Origin of the sequence: Micromonospora sp. C28SCA-DRY-2 (assembly GCF_030519475.1) — a bacterium.
Classification (GTDB): Bacteria; Actinomycetota; Actinomycetes; order Mycobacteriales; family Micromonosporaceae; genus Micromonospora.
The window spans coordinates 1,007,000-1,023,484 of sequence record NZ_JAUMKD010000002.1; the positions used below are offsets into that span (position 1 = coordinate 1,007,000).

At 72.7% G+C, this 16,485-nt stretch carries 18 protein-coding genes and 4 tRNA genes; 1 reads left to right on the plus strand and 21 read right to left on the minus strand.

Going from position 1 to position 16,485, the window contains the following annotated elements; genetic code table 11:
• Positions 1-278: 278 nt before the first annotated feature.
• The 16 genes from rplL to Q3W71_RS13190 form a co-directional block, all read right to left on the minus strand.
• Positions 279-668, minus strand: a complete 390-nt coding sequence (gene rplL / locus Q3W71_RS13115) for a 50S ribosomal protein L7/L12 (RefSeq protein ID WP_167179825.1) — start codon at positions 666-668, stop codon at positions 279-281.
• Positions 669-725: 57 nt separating this feature from the next.
• Entirely contained in the window at positions 726-1,271 is a 546-nt protein-coding gene (rplJ, locus tag Q3W71_RS13120; protein WP_109898162.1) for a 50S ribosomal protein L10, read from the minus strand.
• Positions 1,272-1,791: 520 nt separating this feature from the next.
• Positions 1,792-2,481, minus strand: coding sequence for a hypothetical protein (locus Q3W71_RS13125; RefSeq protein ID WP_302919530.1), 690 nt, complete (start codon positions 2,479-2,481; stop codon positions 1,792-1,794).
• A complete protein-coding gene (locus Q3W71_RS13130) occupies positions 2,478-3,464 on the minus strand; it encodes an ATP-binding cassette domain-containing protein (protein WP_302919531.1) in 987 nt (328 codons plus the stop codon). Before Q3W71_RS13130 ends, Q3W71_RS13125 begins: the two co-directional genes overlap by 4 nt.
• A 77-nt stretch (positions 3,465-3,541) precedes the next feature.
• The gene (rplA, locus tag Q3W71_RS13135) at positions 3,542-4,258 is read right to left on the minus strand and encodes a 50S ribosomal protein L1 (RefSeq protein WP_302919532.1); all 717 of its coding nucleotides are present in this window, start codon (positions 4,256-4,258) and stop codon (positions 3,542-3,544) included.
• Positions 4,259-4,337: 79 nt separating this feature from the next.
• Complete coding sequence (gene rplK, locus Q3W71_RS13140; RefSeq protein WP_302919533.1) at positions 4,338-4,769, minus strand: 50S ribosomal protein L11; 432 nt, start codon at positions 4,767-4,769, stop codon at positions 4,338-4,340.
• Positions 4,770-4,952: 183 nt separating this feature from the next.
• Positions 4,953-5,675 (minus strand): transcription termination/antitermination protein NusG, encoded by a 723-nt coding sequence (gene nusG, locus Q3W71_RS13145; protein WP_088997360.1) that lies wholly within the window; start codon positions 5,673-5,675, stop codon positions 4,953-4,955.
• A 38-nt stretch (positions 5,676-5,713) separates the two neighbouring features.
• On the minus strand, positions 5,714-6,106 hold the full coding sequence (gene secE / locus Q3W71_RS13150) for a preprotein translocase subunit SecE (protein ID WP_109898168.1): 393 nt from the start codon (positions 6,104-6,106) through the stop codon (positions 5,714-5,716).
• A gap of 209 nt (positions 6,107-6,315) precedes the next feature.
• Positions 6,316-6,388, minus strand: a tRNA-Trp gene (locus tag Q3W71_RS13155).
• A 128-nt stretch (positions 6,389-6,516) separates the two neighbouring features.
• The gene (locus tag Q3W71_RS13160; RefSeq protein ID WP_302919534.1) at positions 6,517-6,909 is read right to left on the minus strand and encodes a MaoC family dehydratase; all 393 of its coding nucleotides are present in this window, start codon (positions 6,907-6,909) and stop codon (positions 6,517-6,519) included.
• Position 6,910: 1 nt separating this feature from the next.
• Positions 6,911-7,357, minus strand: coding sequence for a MaoC family dehydratase N-terminal domain-containing protein (locus Q3W71_RS13165; protein ID WP_302919535.1), 447 nt, complete (start codon positions 7,355-7,357; stop codon positions 6,911-6,913).
• Positions 7,358-7,483: 126 nt separating this feature from the next.
• On the minus strand, positions 7,484-7,651 hold the full coding sequence (gene rpmG, locus Q3W71_RS13170; protein WP_007073056.1) for a 50S ribosomal protein L33: 168 nt from the start codon (positions 7,649-7,651) through the stop codon (positions 7,484-7,486).
• A gap of 132 nt (positions 7,652-7,783) precedes the next feature.
• Positions 7,784-7,856: transfer RNA gene (locus tag Q3W71_RS13175), tRNA-Met, on the minus strand.
• 24 nt (positions 7,857-7,880) lie between these two features.
• Positions 7,881-7,953, minus strand: a tRNA-Thr gene (locus Q3W71_RS13180).
• Positions 7,954-8,060: 107 nt separating this feature from the next.
• Positions 8,061-10,589, minus strand: a complete 2,529-nt coding sequence (locus Q3W71_RS13185; RefSeq protein WP_302919536.1) for a bifunctional diguanylate cyclase/phosphodiesterase — start codon at positions 10,587-10,589, stop codon at positions 8,061-8,063.
• 59 nt (positions 10,590-10,648) lie between these two features.
• Complete coding sequence (locus Q3W71_RS13190) at positions 10,649-10,867, minus strand: hypothetical protein (protein WP_302919537.1); 219 nt, start codon at positions 10,865-10,867, stop codon at positions 10,649-10,651.
• A 544-nt stretch (positions 10,868-11,411) separates the two neighbouring features.
• Here Q3W71_RS13190 and Q3W71_RS13195 point away from each other — a divergent pair.
• The gene (locus Q3W71_RS13195; protein ID WP_302919538.1) at positions 11,412-11,756 is read left to right on the plus strand and encodes a DoxX family protein; all 345 of its coding nucleotides are present in this window, start codon (positions 11,412-11,414) and stop codon (positions 11,754-11,756) included.
• A gap of 117 nt (positions 11,757-11,873) precedes the next feature.
• Here Q3W71_RS13195 and Q3W71_RS13200 read toward each other — a convergent pair whose 3' ends face one another.
• From Q3W71_RS13200 to Q3W71_RS13220, 5 genes are all read right to left on the minus strand, one after another.
• Positions 11,874-13,112 (minus strand): MFS transporter, encoded by a 1,239-nt coding sequence (locus Q3W71_RS13200; protein WP_302919539.1) that lies wholly within the window; start codon positions 13,110-13,112, stop codon positions 11,874-11,876.
• A gap of 52 nt (positions 13,113-13,164) precedes the next feature.
• Positions 13,165-13,575, minus strand: a complete 411-nt coding sequence (locus Q3W71_RS13205; protein WP_302919540.1) for a nitroreductase/quinone reductase family protein — start codon at positions 13,573-13,575, stop codon at positions 13,165-13,167.
• Positions 13,576-13,615: 40 nt separating this feature from the next.
• Positions 13,616-14,959 (minus strand): chromate efflux transporter, encoded by a 1,344-nt coding sequence (gene chrA, locus Q3W71_RS13210; protein WP_302919541.1) that lies wholly within the window; start codon positions 14,957-14,959, stop codon positions 13,616-13,618.
• Between the two features lie 154 nt (positions 14,960-15,113).
• Positions 15,114-15,872, minus strand: coding sequence for an arginase family protein (locus Q3W71_RS13215; RefSeq protein WP_302919542.1), 759 nt, complete (start codon positions 15,870-15,872; stop codon positions 15,114-15,116).
• Positions 15,873-16,286: 414 nt separating this feature from the next.
• Positions 16,287-16,370 (minus strand) — tRNA-Tyr (locus Q3W71_RS13220).
• Positions 16,371-16,485: the final 115 nt, after the last annotated feature.

A 16,485-nucleotide genomic window follows, 5' to 3' on the forward strand; every position in this document is an offset into this window, starting at 1 on the left:
GGCCGTTGCAAGCGCGGAAGGTCTTGCTGGTGTCAGCGTGCCTGGCAGGCCGGTGCCGCGTCAAGGGCCGGTAACCGGGTCGCGTGTCTTTCCCACCGACGGACTACCGACACCGGGGCGCCGCACGCTCCGCACCGGGCGACGGACGCCCTGCTCACGCCGCTGCCGGCCGGGTACACCAACACGGCGGGCGGCGATCCGATTCCGGATCACCGCCCGCCGCGACGCGGTGTGCCCCGGCTCACGTGAGCCGGACGCGCGCCTGGTGGTACCTCAGGTCACTTGAGGGTGACCTTGGCGCCCTCGCCCTCGAGCTTGGCCTTGGCCTTCTCGGCGGTCTCCTTGTTGGCCTTCTCCAGGACGGCCTTGGGCGCACCCTCGACCAGGTCCTTGGCCTCCTTCAGGCCCAGGCCGGTCAGCTCGCGCACGACCTTGATGACCTGGATCTTCTTGCCACCGTCAGCCTCGAGGATGACGTCGAACTCGTCCTTCTCCTCCTCGGCCGGGGCGGCGGCACCGCCGGCGGCCGGGGCACCCGCGGCCACGGCGACCGGGGCGGCGGCGGTGACCTCGAAGGTCTCCTCGAACTGCTTCACGAACTCGGAGAGCTCGATCAGCGTCATCTCCTTGAACGCGTCGAGCAGCTCTTCGGTGCTGAGCTTCGCCATGTCTGGCGTCCTTTCCAACTGGAATTACAAAGAATTGACCGGATGCGCGAGAGGGCCTCAGGCCGCCTCGGCACCCTCCTTCTCGCGCTTGTCCGCCAGGGCGGCCGCCGCACGGGCGGCCTTGGAGAGCGGAGCCTGGAACAGGGCCGCGGCCTTGCTCAGGTTGCCCTTCATCGCGCCGGCCAGCTTGGCCAGCAGCACCTCACGGGACTCCAGGTCGGCGAGCTTCGTGACCTCGGCCGCGGAAATGGCCTTGCCCTCGAAGACACCGCCCTTGATGACGAGCTTCGGGTTGGCCTTCGCGAAGTCGCGAAGCCCCTTCGCCGCCTCGACGACGTCGCCCGAAACGAAAGTCAGCGCGGTAGGACCGGTGAACAGCTCGTCGAGGCCGGAGATGCCCGCGTCCGTCGCGGCACGCTTGGCCAGCGTGTTCTTCGCGACGGTGTAGGTGGTCTCCTTGCCGAGCGAGCGCCGCAGCTGGGTGAGCTGGGAAACCGTCAGACCGCGGTACTCGGTCAGCACCGTGGCGCCCGCGGTGCGGAAGCTCTCGGTCAGCTCAGCGACGGCCGTGGCCTTGTCGGCCCGGATCGGCTTGTCCGCCATGTCCCTCCTCTCTCGTTGCTCGAGGCTGGTCACCGTCGGGCAGCGGGAGGCTGTCGACGGTGGCGGAGGCGACACGACAACGAGAAAAGCCCCGGCGCAGGGCGCACGGGGCGAGGGCCGGCAGCCGCGGGCACGGTCGGCGGACCATGCTGAACTGCCGATTTTCGCTTGCCGCCCTGCGCGGGTCGCCCGTCATCGCGGGACCTTCGACCGTGCCGGGGCACGGTGACCAGCGGTCTCTGGGTGGAACTTCGCGGCCAAGGTTACGCGACCCGGTCGCGCCCGCCAAATCGCCCCCCGGGTGGCCCGGCTCACTCCCCCGGCTCATCCTGGCTCCGGCCCCGGATCCGGCACCGAAGCGGCGGCCCCGACCTGCCCGAACGCTCGCCTCGGCGAAGGGCCGGGCCCGGGTACCGCCGGCTCGCCCGGGCAGCGACCGAGCCGGTCCGGGTCGGGCCGGGCTGCGCCCGGCCGGGGAGGCTGGACAAACGATCGGTCGGCGCCGGCAGCCCCCGAATCGTCAGGGGCGGGAGCGGCGGCGCCAGGAGTAGCCGACGAGGGCGACCGCGCTCCAGGCGGCCGCCCACCCGGTGAGCAGCGCACCGGTCGGCAGGGTCAGGTCGCCGGCGACGGCCCGGGCGGTCGCCATCACCGGTGGCGCCAGCCACGGGACCACCGAGCCGCTCAGGCCGAGGACGACCGCGCCGACCCCGCCGAGCGCGAGCACCGCGACGCCGTACCCCGCGCTGCCCGTACTGGCCCGGCTGGCCAGCGCGCCGAGCGCCACCGCCGCCGGTACGACCAGCAGGTGCGCCCAGGCGCCCAGGGCGACGCCGATCACCACCGGCCGGTCCCCCGGCTCGACCGGACCGGTGACGCCGCCCACCAGCCAGGGGAAGACCAGCGCGACGGCCACCGTGCCGAGCGCCGCCACGCCCGCCGCCAGCAGCCCGGCCACCTCCTCGGCCCGGACGCCGGCCACCACCCGGGCCAGCCGGCGCTGGCCGTCCGGCTCGACGTCCAGCAGCACCTTGGTCTGCCAGGCGAGCACCGGGAAGAGCACCGCCGCCGAGACGCCGTACGCCTCCGCGGGCTGGGCCCGGCCGCCGCCGTACAGCACGCCGAGCGCGACCAGGCCGGCGAGCACCGGGGCGAGCGCCCGGCCGGTACGCAGGAAGCCGGCCAGGCGCAGCCGGACCAGCGCGATCACCGGGACGCCCCGGTGGCCGGACCGCCCTCGGCGGCCACCCCGGCGGCCGGCGCGGGTTCCGGCGCCCCGCCCGGAGCCGGACCGGATGACGCCGGCGCCGAGCCGAGCGGGCCGCCCGGACCGGGCACCACAGGGTTGGTGCCCGGCTGGCCGGGGCCGGGCGCAGGGTCGGCGCCGGGCTGGCCGAGGCCGGGCAGCGCGGGGTCGGTGTCGGGTTGGCCGGGGCCGGTGGACGCGGGCTCGGCGGGCGGGTCGCCGGGGCGTACCCGCAGGACGTGGTGGCCCTCGGCGCGCAACCGGGCGACGGCGCCGGCGACCCGCGCGGCGGGCACCGCGACCTCGACCACGGCCATCGCCGCGGCGGCCGACGGCGCCTCCTCGGTGACCGTGCCGTCGGCCACCGTCCAGTGCCGCGCGCCGGGCAGCCGGACCGTCTCGCCGCGGTGGTCGCTGACCAGCACCGAGCCACCGGTGGCCAGCACCTCGTCGATCACCGCCGGGACCAGTTCGCGGGCGCCGGCGTCCAGCCCCTCCCACGGCTCGTCGAGCACGAGCAGACCGGGCGGGCGGAGCATCGCCTGGGCCAGGCCGACCTTCTGGGCGGTGCCCTTGGACAGCTCCGGCAGCCGGACCGCGCGGAACGCGGACAGGCCGAGCCGGGAGGTCCAGTCGGCCACCGCCCGGCCGGCGGCCGGGGCGTCGAGGCCGGCGACCCGCGCCATCGCGGTCAGGTAGCGCTGCACGGTGAAGGGCTGGTCGGCGGGGAACCGCTCGGGGACCCAGCCGACCCGGCCGGGGCGTTCGGCGACCCGGCCCCGGACCGGTCGCAGCACGCCCGCCGCGACCTGGAGCAGGGTGGACTTCCCGGCGCCGTTGCGGCCGAGCACGACCACCACCTCGCCCGGGCCGATCCGGGCCTGCGTGCCCCGCAGCACCCACGGCCCCCGCCGGCGGTACCGCAACCAGACGTTCTCCAGCCGCATGCGGTGAGCTTGCCATGCCGCGGACGCGGACGGGGCGCCGCCACGGTGTGGCGACGCCCCGTTGCGGGAGCGGGTGCTCAGCCCTCGGCCGGGGCCTCGTGCAGGTTCTTCACCAGCTTCGGGTCGACCGGGACGCCCGGGCCCATGGTGGTGGTGAGGGTGACCTTCTTGAGGTACGTGCCCTTCGCCGCGGACGGCTTGGCCCGCAGCACCTCGTCGAGGACGGCCGCGTAGTTGTCGACCAGCTGCGCCTCCGAGAAGGACGCCTTGCCGATGATCAGGTGCAGGTTCGAGTGCTTGTCCACCCGGAAGGTGATCTTGCCGCCCTTGATGTCCTGCACCGCCTTGGTGACGTCCATGGTCACCGTGCCGGTCTTCGGGTTCGGCATGAGACCGCGCGGGCCCAGGATCCGCGCGATCCGGCCGATCTTGGCCATCTGGTCCGGCGTGGCGATCGCCGCGTCGAACTCCAGCCAGCCGCCCTGGATCCGGGCGACGAGCTCGTCGGTGCCCACCTCGTCGGCACCCGCCGCGGCGGCCTCCTCGGCCTTCGCGCCGGCGGCGAAGACGATCACGCGGGCGGTCTTACCGGTGCCGTGCGGCAGGTTGACCGTGCCGCGGACCATCTGGTCCGCCTTGCGGGGGTCGACGCCGAGGCGCATGGCGACCTCGACCGTGGCGTCGAACTTGACGTTGGTGGTCTCCTTGGCCAGCTTCACGGCCTCGGCGGGGGTGTAGAGCTTCGACCGGTCGATGACCTCGGCGGCCTTGCGGTAGCTCTTGCTGCGCTGCATGTTCTGGTACTCCTGTGGTCTATGGCGGGCCGCGGGTTCCGCGCGCCCTCCCACGAACTGGATCTGGCGGTGACCGGGGTCAGTCGGTGACGTTGAGGCCCATCGACCGGGCGGTGCCGGCGATGATCTTCTCAGCCTGGTCGATGTCGTTGGCGTTCAGGTCGGCCATCTTCTTCTCGGCGATCTCGCGCAGCTGGGCGCGGGTGACCGAGCCGACCTTCTCCTTGTGCGGGACGCCGGAGCCCTTCTGCACGCCGGCGGCCTTGATCAGCAGCCGGGCGGCGGGCGGGGTCTTCAGCACGAAGGTGAAGGTCCGGTCCTCGTACACGCTGATCTCGGCGGGGACGATGTCGCCCCGCTGGGACTCGGTCTGCGCGTTGTAGGACTTGCAGAACTCCATGATGTTCACGCCGTGCTGGCCGAGCGCGGGGCCGACCGGCGGCGCCGGGGTGGCCTGGCCCGCCGGCAGCTGAAGCGTGAAAGTCTTGACGAGCTTCTTCTTCGGAGGCATGTCTCTTCCTGGGGCTTGGAACTGGGATGTCGCCGGCCTGCGGGCGCGCACGGTCAGCGCGGTGCGGACAGCCGACGTTCTAGGGTAGCGCAGCCGTCCGCCGCCCTCCCGCCGAGGTCGGGCGGGCGGCCAGACGGCGCACCGGCGGCCGGCCGGGAGGCCCACCGCCGGTGCGGACGTACGTCAGATCTTGGCGACCTGGTTGAAGTTCAGCTCGACCGGCGTCTCCCGGCCGAAGATCGACACCAGCACCTTGAGCTTCTGCTGGTCGGCGTTGATCTCGCTGATCGTGGCCGGCAGCGAGGCGAAGGCACCGTCGGTGACGGTGACCGAGTCGCCGACCTCGAAGTCGAGGACCTTGACCTCGGGCTTGGCCTTCTTCTGCTCGGTCTCGACGGCCGGCGCCAGCCACTTCAGCACCTCGTCGAGGGAGAGCGGCGCCGGGCGGTCGGCCCGGTCGGTGGCGCCGACGAAGCCGGTGACCCCCGGCGTGTTGCGCACGCAGGAGTAGGACTCGGCGGTCAGCTCCATCCGGACCAGGATGTAGCCGGGGAAGACCTTGGCCTGCACCTGGGACCGCTTGCCGTTCTTGACCTCGACCTCTTCCCGGGTCGGCACCTCGACCTGGTAGATGTAGTCCTCCATGTCGAGGGACGTGATCCGGGTCTCGAGGTTGGTCTTGACCTTGTTCTCGTAGCCGGCGTACGAGTGCACCACGTACCAGTCGCCCGGCGCGTAGCGCAGCTTCTGGCGCAGCTCGGCGACCGGGTCGTAGTCCTCGTCGGGCGCGGGCTCGCTGGTGGGGAACTCCGGCTCGCTGGCGGCCTCGACCGACTCGTCACCAGCCGCCGTCGCGACCGTGGACTGCTCGTCCTCGGGTCCGGCGGTCTCGTCGTACTCAGGCACGCTCGCTCACTTCCGTCACTATCGGCACAGTCAGCCGGTCAGCTGGGGTTGCCGAAGACCCACAGCACGCCCTTGGCGAAGGCGTAGTCCAGGCCGGCCACGATCGTCAGCATCACCGCGACGAAGGCGACCACCACCGCGGTGTAGGTCAGCAGCTCCTTGCGCGTCGGCCAGATGACCTTACGCAGTTCGGCGACGACCTCGCGGATGAATCGGGCGATGCGGCCGAACAGCCCCACCTTGTCGGTCTCGGCCCGGGTCTTCGGCCGGTCGGCCGACTCCGCCTTGGCCCGCGACCGGGTGGCGGTGCCACCGCCCCGGGATACCGGCTCCTCCGCGTCGGTGGCGTCGTCGTCGGCCACGTCGTCGACGACCTCGTCGTGCAGACGGTCGTCGCCGGCGTCCTCGCCGCGCCGCTTGTTGTCGGCCACTTCGCCCTCCGTGCGGGATGTCGGGTCGCACGCCGTCGGCGTGCGCGGCGCTTGGTCACGCCGGCCGGACCAACCGTCCCGCGACGGGCCGCGGCCGGCGGATCAACCGGGGGGCCCGATGCCTCGGAGCCACCCCGCCGATGCCACCACCACGGGCCGAACGCCGCCGGACGGCGGCGCGACCCACGGGAACGGTCAGGCCTGAGGCGCAGGGGTGACAGGACTTGAACCTGCAGCCTGCGGTTTTGGAGACCGCTGCTCTGCCAATTGAGCTACACCCCTGTGCGGCAACGCTCGCCCCACCCCACCGCGCACGGCCGGGCAGGGGTCGTTTGCCCCACGGCGGACCAGTGTACGGGTAGCGGCACGACTTTCCCAACCGGTCTGCCCATCGCGCGTCGCGAGCCCGGTCAGCGGGCCGTCCGGACGGTCGCCCTGGCCTGCGACAGCACCTTCTCACCGAGGCAGGTGGCGGTCACGTCGAGCCTGGTCAGGCCGTCCTCGGTGACCTCCCGGACCACCGCCGTCACCTCGATCTCGGTGCCCTGGTCGTCGTCCGGGACGACCACCGGCCGGGTGAAACGGACGCCGTAGTCGACCACCGCGTCGGGCGCGCCGGCCCACTCGGTGACCGCCCGGCCGACCAGCGCCATGGTGAACATGCCGTGGGCGATCACCCCGGGCAGGCCCACCTTGGTGGCGGTCCGGTCGCTCCAGTGGATCGGGTTGAAGTCGCCGGAGGCGCCGGCGTAGCGGACCAGGTCCGCCCGGGTCACCCGGAAGGTCTTCGCGGGCAGTTCCATCTCAGCCCTCCCCCCGTACGACGATCTTGGACCAGACGGTGACCACCGGCTCGCCGGCGGCCGTGCTGACGTCGGTGCGGGTGGTCAGGAAGCCGTGCCCGGCGCGGGAGGTGATGTCCTCCACGGTGTTCACGCAGACCAGCTCGTCGCCGGCCACCACCGGCCGGGTGTACGCGAAGCGCTGGTCGCCGTGCACGACGCGGCTGTAGTCGACCCCCAGCGCCGGGTCCTCGATGATCTGCCGGCTGGCGGCCATGGTGATCACCACGGGGAAGGTCGGCGGGGCGACCACGTCCGGGTGGCCGAGCACGCGGGCGGCCTCCGGGTCGTGGTGGGCCGGGTCGGTGGCGCCGATCGCCGTCGCGAACTCGCGGATCTTCTCTCGGCCCACCTGGTACGGGGCGGTCGGCGGGTAGCTCCGGCCGACGAAGGACGGGTCCAGGGACATGCCGCGAACCTACACGCAGAACGCGAACGCCGATCTGCGCGGTCGGCGGCGGCGGGAGGCCGCGCCATGCCGTACAGATCGGCGCTCGGAGGTGCTGTGGACCGGGCCGGCGGGGCCGGCCGCAGGTCAGCGGGTCTCGCGGTGGACCGTGTGCCGGCCGTCGCGCGGGCAGAACTTCTTCAGCTCGATGCGGTCCGGGTCGTTACGACGGTTCTTGCGCGTGATGTAGTTGCGCTCCTTGCACTCCACACACGCCAAAGTGATCTTCGGCCGGACATCGGTCGCCTTCGCCACGGCGGAGTGCCTTCCTCGCTACGGGTAACAACTACGGCGCATCAGCCTACGCGCTGACTACGCGGACATGCAAAGTGGGCGCCAGTGGCGCCCGTCCTACCGACCACCGGGAGCACGCCCGGAGGACGAGAGTAGCGGTGGCCGGACTTGAACCGGCGACACAGCGATTATGAGCCGCTTGCTCTGCCATCTGAGCTACACCGCCGCGGTGGGTCCAGCTGAACCCTCGAGCCCCCTTACGGAATCGAACCGTAGACCTTCTCCTTACCATGGAGACGCTCTGCCGACTGAGCTAAGGGGGCCTGCGCGATCTCCCCGGGGGGTGACGCGCAGGGGTAAGACTACACGGCCCCACGCCGGAGGTGAAATCGGATCCCCCGCCCACCCCGCACCGGGCCGTTCCCCCAGGTCAGGGCACCACACGCAGGCGCGGCAGCTCGCCCGCGGTGATCGTTTCCGGGTCCACCTGGGCGCCGAACCAGGCCTCCAGCCGCTCGTACGGCAGCGGGCGGCTGAACAGGAAGCCCTGCCCGATCTCGCAGCCGATGTCCTGGAGCAGTTCCAGGGTCAGCTCGCTCTCCACGCCCTCGGCCACCACGGCGAGCCCGAACTGCTGGGAGAGGGTGACCACCGCGTTCACGATCGCCAGGTCACCCGGGTCGGTCGCCATGCCCTGCACGAACGAGCGGTCGACCTTGACCTCGTGCACCGGCAGCCGGCGCAGGTGGGCCAGGGACGAGTCGCCGGTACCGAAGTCGTCCACCGAGAGCCGTACGCCGAGGTCGCGCAGCCGGCGCAGGGTGGGGATGGGCCGGTCGGTGCCGTCCAGCACCCCGGACTCCTTGATCTCCAGGGTGAGCCGCTGCGGCGGTACGCCGTACTCGTCGAGCAGTTCGGCGACCCGGGCCGGGAAGTGCTGGTCGGTGAGCGTACGGGCGGAGAGGTTGACCGCGACGGCGAGCGGCTGGCCGCCGGGCGCCCAGTCGCGGCTGCGCCGCAGCCCTTCCCGGAGCACGAACTCGGTGAACCGGCCGAGCTGGCCGGTGTGCTCGGCCACCGCGACGAAGTCCTCCGGGGCGACGGTGCCGTGCGCCGGGTGCTCCCAGCGGGCCAGGCACTCCACCCCGACCAGCCGGCGGTCCCGCAGCGTGACCTTCGGCTGGAAGTAGACCTCCAGCTCGCCGTCGTCGAGCGCCCGCCGCAGGTCGCCGGCGAGGCCGAGCCGGCGCAGCGACCGGGACTCCAGCGCCGGGTTGAACAGCTGCACGCTGCCCGGCACCGACTTCGCCGCGGTCGCCGCCAGGTCGACCCGTTGCAGCAGGGAGGCCGCGTCGCTGCCGTGATCCGGGTGCACGGCGACGCCGACCGCCGTGTCGACGTCCAGGGTGAGCCCGTCGAAGACCATCTCGTCGCGGATCTGCTCCCGCAGCTGGGCAGCGAGTTCGAGGGCCGCGTCGACGCTCTCCAGCCGCAGCGTCACCAGGAACTCGTCGCCGCCGGCCCGGCCGACCAGGGCCGCCGACGGCGCGGATGCCCGCAGCCGCTCGGCGACCTCGGCGAGCACCTTGTCGCCGGCGGCGTGGCCGAGCGACTCGTTGACCTGGCGCAGGCCGTCGACGTCGAAGAGCAGCAGCGCCACCACCTCGCCGGGTGCCCGGATCCGGACCGACTCGTCCAGCGCGCCGACGATCCGGCGGCGGTTGGGCAGCTTGGTCAGCGCGTCGTGGTAGGCGTCGTGGCGCAGCCGGTCCACCAGCCGCGAGTTCTCCAGGGCGACCGCGGCGTGCGCCGCGACCGTCTCGAAGATGGGGATGTCACCCGGGCTGAAGTGGCCGACGTCGCTGAGCCGGTTGGCGACCTCCAGGGTGCCGATGACCGCCTGGCCGGAGCGGAGCGGCACCACGACGACATCCTTGATCTTGCCGTCGCTCAGCGTCCGGCGCGCCTCCTGGGCGCCGTCGAAGGCCCGGCCGACAGCGATCGTCCGGCCCTCGGCCGCGGCCTGCTCGCGGAGGGTGGCCGGGGTCGGCACGACGTCGAGCAGGCCCGGGTCGTCCACCCGGGCGGTGAGCAGGACCTCCGGGTGCCGGCCCTGGGCGGGCAGCCAGAGCGTCGCGTACTCGGCCTGCATGAGGGCGCGCACCCGGCCCAGCAGCGCGTCGACCAGGCTGCCGTCCTGGCCGCGCTCGGCGATCGCCCGGGTCAGGTCGTACATCTCGGCGAGCGTGCGGTGCTGGCGGAAGAACTGGGCGTAGGAGCGGTAGACCAGGACCAGCGCCGCCGCCAGCGCCGCCAGCAGCACCAACGACCACCAGGTGGCGGTCACGGCGATCAGGATGATCAGGCCCATCGAGACGTTGATCGCCGCGGTCAGCAGCGCCGGCGGAGCGGTACGGAGCGCGTCCCGGCCGGCCTGCCACCCCTGCAACAGGGTGTGCACGCCGACCACCGCGGCGAGGCTGACCAGGATCACCGCGGTGACGGCGGCGAAGAGGCTCAGCCAGGTGCCGGGGCCCACCACCCCCATCGGCGGCAGCGCCTGCAGGACCAGCCCGGCCAGCGAGGTGCCCGCCGCCGCCTTGGCGACGTTGAACCAGAACTTGGCCGGTGAGAAGCGGTGCCGGGTCTGGGTGACCACCGACGCCACCGTGTAGATGACCACGACGGTCAGCGGCGGAAGCAGGTACAGCGCGACGACGAGCGGTATCTCGGTGAGCGTCACGCCGAACGACTGGCGCCGGACCACGAAGTTGAGCACCGGGATGCCGACGCCGACCATGACGACCAGCAGCAGGGCCGCCTGCGGCCACTCGCCGACCGCCTCGTCGGCGACCAGCGCGGTCACCGTGGCGCAGACGACGGCGAACAGCGCCAGCGGCCCGGTGATGAGCCAGGCATGGTCGGTCGACCGCCGTCGCGGGCGCTCACGCTGCGCCATGCCGCTCCCCTACAACCGGCGCGGCCTCGGCCGTCAGCCGGTGATGCTCATGGCTCCGTTCAGAGACCGCTGCCGACGGCGGCGTCTCCCGGGCTGACGGTCCAGATGATGTCGCCGGCCAGGTAGGTCGCGGAGTCTCCCGGGCTGATGGTCCAGATGATGTCGGCGGCCTGGTAGTTGCCGGCGACGGCGTAGAGACCGGTGGTGTAGACGATCACGGCAGCGGCAGCAAGCACGAGGAGCGAGCCAGCCAGTCGGCCCAGCCATCGACCAGACATGTTTGCTCCTGTCGGGGAAGTGTCACAGGGATGGTGGAGGTTCCACGATCGTGCCACACGAGCGGGCGCACGGAAAAGCCGCGCCAACCCGCCCCGCCCGAGCGTTGACCAGGTTGCGCCGTTCGGGCCACCGCCATCGTCGAGCCGGCCCAGATCACGGGGGTCGCGGGTCACCGGCCACTTCGCACCCTGCGGATTACGACCTTCACGGCAATCCGTGGCAACTGCTTGATCGACTCGTACCCGACGGATCGGTTCACACCCCGCCATACCATCGGCTTCCCCACACGACGGTACGTCAGCGCGGCGGGCACATCGACCACCATACATCGTCCGCTCCCCGACGCCAGCACCCCGCCACCCTCCGTTGCGTAACCGCCGCCGAGCCACGGAACCCGCCGGCCCCGCACGCGACCGGATCGCGGCGGGCACCCGGGAAAAGTTCTTCCGGTCTCCTGTCACACCCGCGCGGCGCGGCGGGTCAACGCGGTGAGGAAGTCAGTCAGCCGGGGTCACCGGCATCCGCACGATGAGGAGCAGCGCCATGTCCACCAGCTACGTTGTCGTCACCGTCCTGGCCGCCGCGATGGTCGGCTTCTCCGCCGCCTCGGTGTTCCTGGGCGCCAAGTGGGTAGTGGAGCCGCTCGCCGACTACGGCGTGCCCCGCTCGTGGTGGCCCTGGCTGGGCGCCGCCAAGGCCGCGGGCGCCCTGGGCCTGCTGGTCGGCCTGGTCGTGCCGGTCGTCGGGGTGCTGGCCGGGGTCGGCCTGGCGCTGTACTTCACCGGCGCGGTCGTCACCGTGCTCCGGGCCCGGTCGTACGCGCACGTCCCGTTCCCGCTGCTGTACGCGGCGCCGGTGGTCGGCTCGCTGGCCCTGTTCGCCGGCTGAGGGGTCGGCACGTTGGCAGCGGTCTGCCCGGCCGGCCGGGGCCGGGCGGGCCTGCGCGGCCGTCGACCGACCCCCGCGACCGTCGGGTGGGCCGCCGCAACCGTACGGCGGCCCACCTCACCGGGTGGCCGCGGCCGTCTCGTCGTCCCCGGTCCTGCCGAGGTCGACCGCCGACGGGGCGGACCGGGCACCGGGTCGGGCCGCGCGCCGTCGCGCGTCGACGACGAGCACCGCGAGCGCGACCAGGGTCAGCAGTCCACCGACGAGGGCGAGCAGCCGCGGGCCGGGGCCGGGCAGCAGGGCGCCGCCGAGCACCGACCCGCCGGCGATCCCGACGTTGAACGCGGTGCTGACGCCGGCCGAGGCGATGTCGGTGCTGCCGGGGGCGAGTTGCAGCATGCGGCTCTGCACAGCGGTGCCGAACGCCGCGTAGGCGAAGCCGACGCCGGCGAGCAGGACCACTGTGGCGGGTCGCAGCGTGCCGAGCGCGTACAGGCCGAGCAGGGCGGTGGTGCCGACGCCCAGCGGCACCAGCAGCGACCCGATCGGGTGGGCGTCGAGGGTGCGGCCCACCAGGATCGTGCCGACCACGCCGGTCGCGCCGGAGACGAACAGCAGGGGCGCCAGCGCGGCGTCGGCGAAGCCGCTGACGTCGAGCAGCAGCGGCGTGACGTAGGTCTGCAAGGTCATGAAGCCGCCGATGCCGACGGCGGTGGCGACCAGGAGCATCAGGAAACGGCGACCGTCCGGCGCGGTGCCCCGGGCGGCGCCGCCGGCCGCCGGGGCGTACGACGGGATCAGCGCGACGACCACGGCGGCGATGGCCGCGCCGACGGCGGCCAGCACCGCGAACGCCGCGCGCCAGCCGGCCTGCTGTCCCAGCCAGGTGCCGGCGGGGACGCCGAGCACCGGGGCGAGCGCCGCGCCGACCGCGAACAGCGCCACCACCCGGCCGCGCACGGCGACCGGGAAGAGGCCGGTCACCGCGGGCGAGACGATCGACCAGAACAGGGCCTGGGCGAGCGCGGTGACGACCCGCGCGCCGGCCAGCACGGTGTACGTCGGGGCGAGCGCGGCCACCAGATTCGCGACCGCGAACAGCCCCAGCGTGGCGCCGAGCAGCGCGCGGCGGGGGATCCGCCGGGTCAGCCGGGCCAGCGGTACGGACGCCAGCACGACCACGACGGCGTAGCCGCTGACCAGCAGACCCACCTGCGACCGCGACCGGTCGAGATCCGGCGCCATATGGGTGAGCAGGCCGATCGGCAGCAGCTCGGTCGTGATGAACGCGAACGCGGCGAGGGACAGCACGACCAGCGCCGCCCAGGCCCGGCGCGGCGAAACCTCCGGCGCCAACTCCCACCCCTTCCGTCGCGGTGTCACGTCACCGGCCCGCGTCGCCTCGGGCTCACTGGGCCGTGCCGGCGAGCAGCCAGCGCCGGACGGGAATCTCCAGCAGCACCCGGCCACCGCCCCCGGCGGCCCGCTGCCGGACGTCCCATCCCCCGTACTTGCCGGCGAACGCCGCGACGACCCCGGTCGGGAAGTCGCCGCGGTGCACCTGGGCGACGCCCTCGGCGACGACGGGACTGGTGCCGTCCTCCAGGGCCAGGGAGACCCGCGGGTCGGCCAGCACGTTGCGGACCTTGACGCTGCGATCGTCGCAGCCGATCCACCAGGCGTCGTCGGCGTAGACGAACCAGACCGGCGTCACGTGGGGCGAGCCGTCGCGACGCAGGGTGCACAGCCACACGTTCAACTCGTCGGCCAGCCGGACCTCCACGCCGGGCGGAAGACGTGTCGGGACAGGTCGGGTCACCCGGACAGTTGACCACATCAGCAACGGCCGGCCGCGGGCCTCAGGACACGGGCAGGCCGGCCAGGCCGGCGGCCAGGCCGAGCGCGGCGCTGACGCCGAGGACGCGCAGCACCGACCAGCGGAGCCCGAAGACCAGCACCGCCGAGATCGCGGCGATGGCCAGCGGCACCGGCCGCCAACTGGTCAGCACGGGCAGTTCGAGGTGCAGCGGGCCGGTCGTCACCAGGTGCTGCCGGGCGAAGAGGGTGTGCGCGGCGAAGTAGAGGCCGAGGTTGGCGATGACGCCGACCACCGCGGCGGTGATCCCGGTCAGCGCGGCGGACAGCGTGTGGTTGCCCCGGAGCCGCTCCACGTAGGGCGCGCCCAGCAGGACGAAGAGGAAGCACGGCACGAAGGTCACCCAGGTCGTCAACAGTGAGCCGACGACGCCCGCGACCCAGGGATCGAGGCTGCCCGGATTGTGGTACGCGCCCAGAAAGGCGACGAACTGCACGACCATGATCAGCGGGCCGGGGGTGGTCTCGGCCAGCGCCAGTCCCCGGACCATGTCCCCGGCCGTCAGCCACCCGTACTCCTCCACCGCCCGCTGCGCGACGAACGCGAGCACCGCGTACGCGCCGCCGAACGTCACCACGGCGGTCCCGGAGAAGAACAGGCTCTGCTGGGTGTAGACGCTCCCGACCCCGGTCAGCGCCGCCACCGCGGCGACCGGGACGAACCAGGCGAGCAGGCCGACCACCAGCACCGTCAGGGCACGCCGAGCGGTCGGCCGGCCATGGTGCAGCGCGTCGTCCGAGATCAGCGGGGCGGGACCGGCCGTCCCGCCGGAGCCGTGGCCGGCGGAGGTGAGGTACGCCGGGCGCCACCGGTGGACCGCCCACCCCGCCAGCGCGGCCAACGCCACGACGATCGGGAAGGGCACCCCGAACACCGCCAGGGCGGCGAACGCGGTGACGGCGAAGCCGAGCAGGACCGGGTGCGCCAGGGCGCGGCTGCCGACCCGCCACACCGCCTGGGCGACGATCGCCACCACCGCCGGCGCCAGGCCGGCGAACAACGCCGTCACGATCCGGGTGTCGCCGAACCCCACGTACAGCGCCGACAACGCCAGCAGGGCCACGACGCCGGGCAGCACGAACAGGATCCCCGCGATCAGGCCACCCCGCAGCCCGTTGAGCAGCCATCCCACGTAGATGGCGAGCTGCTGGGCCTCCGGGCCGGGCAGCAGCATGCAGTAGTTCAGGGCGTGCAGGAACCGCCGCTGCCCGATCCACCGGCGCTCGTCGACCAGGTGGCGCTGCATCACGGCGATCTGCCCGGCCGGGCCGCCGAACGTCTGGAGCGAGATCGAGAACCAGGCGCGGACCGCCTGCCCGAACGGCACCACATCCCGTACCGGAACCGCCGGCGCCGCAGGCGACCCCGGCGAAACGTCGGCTCCGACTCCCGTCACATCCGCCATGCCGGCAGTCTCCGGCAATATCTATCGGCTTAGTAGGTAATTCCACGGTGCGGGACGGTGACCCATGCTTGTGCGGTCAGGCGTCGGTGAGCGCGGTGAGGAGCGCCGTGCGGACGGCACGGTCGCGTTCGGCACGGGCGGGGTGCCACGGGCACGCGATATTCAAGGCGACGACGCGGCCGGTCGCGAGCACCCGCTGGACTGCCCGTAGGACCGCGTCAGTGGACGGCCCGCCCGACGCTGGAAACCGCAGGTCTTGCAGTTCGTCGGCGTCGACGACATCGACGTCGACATGCAGGACGATGGGTCCTCCGGGTAGGACCACGTCGTCGACCTCATCGACGGTTCGCCGCACCAGCCTGCTCTGGGCCAGGTATGCGACCTCGGCCGGATCCAGGTCGCGCGCGTCCACGAGGATGGCCCGGTCCTCGGCGATCGGACGCAGGCCGAGAGGCTTGGCCAGCAACTCGTCGTGCGCGCCCATGGCCAGACGCAGTGCCAGACCGCCGAGGTATCCCGACGTCGATGTTTCCAGGGTGTGCACGTCACCGTGCGCGTCGAACCACACGACGCCGGGCTCGGCGCCAGCCCGCTGAACGCCGGCGATTGTTGCCAGGGCGACCAGGCAGTCACCGGAGACAACGGTCGGTACCGCGCCCCCGCGGGTATGCTCCGCCACGGCGGCGGCGACGGCGTCGTACAGCACATTGAGGCGCTGCCAGACAGTCCCGTCCGGTAGCGCGGCCTCGACGGTCACAGTGTCGGCGCCGGACACCGGGAGACTGTCGTCAGCCAGCCGCTGGTCCTGGTGGTACGGCACGTGAATAATCGTCACCACCGCAGGATATTCACGCGCATGGCGCTGACCACGTCCACCACGACGCGTGTGACGGCCAAACCCGGGCCTGGCTGCACGTCATCCGGCTACCCACCCCGCGCCGCATCAGCTGCAGGCGGTACGGAAGCCGACCAACGCGGGCCAACGGCCGGCTCAGGGCTTCCGTCTGCCGCGCCAGTCCAAACCCCGGATCGGCTCGCCCCCGGCCCGTGTCCCACAGCCACAGGCCGTCTCAGCGGCCCAGGCAACGCCGTCGACAACCCGAGCATCGAACGAGCGACCCGGCTTGATCAACCCGCCCACGGTATGCCCACGACGACTCGCGACCCGCTGGACTCAGCCGGACCCAGCTAGCTCAAAGACAACGGCCCCTGATCAGCATCTCTGCTGGTCAGGGGCCGTTGGCGCTCCTGGTGGCGGGTAGAGGATTCGAACCTCTGTAGCTTTCGCGACGGATTTACAGTCCGCTCCCATTGGCCGCTCGGGCAACCCGCCAGGGCACCCCACCGCGTCGCGACGCGGCAGCGAGAGCAAGGATAGCGGCTCCCCCCGGCACAGGTGCAAGCGGGTACCGTCAGGGGGTCGTACCGCTGGTCAGCGGGGGACACAG

Excerpts from the sequence above, each read along its gene's own strand:
- rplL (WP_167179825.1), bottom strand. The coding sequence starts at position 668 with ATGGCGAAGCTCAGCACCGAAGAGCTGCTCGACGCGTTCAAGGAGATG.
- rplJ (WP_109898162.1), bottom strand. The coding sequence starts at position 1,271 with ATGGCGGACAAGCCGATCCGGGCCGACAAGGCCACGGCCGTCGCTGAG.
- Q3W71_RS13130 (WP_302919531.1), bottom strand. The coding sequence starts at position 3,464 with ATGCGGCTGGAGAACGTCTGGTTGCGGTACCGCCGGCGGGGGCCGTGG.
- rplA (WP_302919532.1), bottom strand. The coding sequence starts at position 4,258 with ATGCAGCGCAGCAAGAGCTACCGCAAGGCCGCCGAGGTCATCGACCGG.
- rplK (WP_302919533.1), bottom strand. The coding sequence starts at position 4,769 with ATGCCTCCGAAGAAGAAGCTCGTCAAGACTTTCACGCTTCAGCTGCCG.
- Q3W71_RS13160 (WP_302919534.1), bottom strand. The coding sequence starts at position 6,909 with ATGGAACTGCCCGCGAAGACCTTCCGGGTGACCCGGGCGGACCTGGTC.
- Q3W71_RS13165 (WP_302919535.1), bottom strand. The coding sequence starts at position 7,357 with ATGTCCCTGGACCCGTCCTTCGTCGGCCGGAGCTACCCGCCGACCGCC.
- Q3W71_RS13185 (WP_302919536.1), bottom strand. The coding sequence starts at position 10,589 with ATGGCGCAGCGTGAGCGCCCGCGACGGCGGTCGACCGACCATGCCTGG.
- Q3W71_RS13190 (WP_302919537.1), bottom strand. The coding sequence starts at position 10,867 with ATGTCTGGTCGATGGCTGGGCCGACTGGCTGGCTCGCTCCTCGTGCTT.
- Q3W71_RS13195 (WP_302919538.1), top strand. The coding sequence starts at position 11,412 with ATGTCCACCAGCTACGTTGTCGTCACCGTCCTGGCCGCCGCGATGGTC.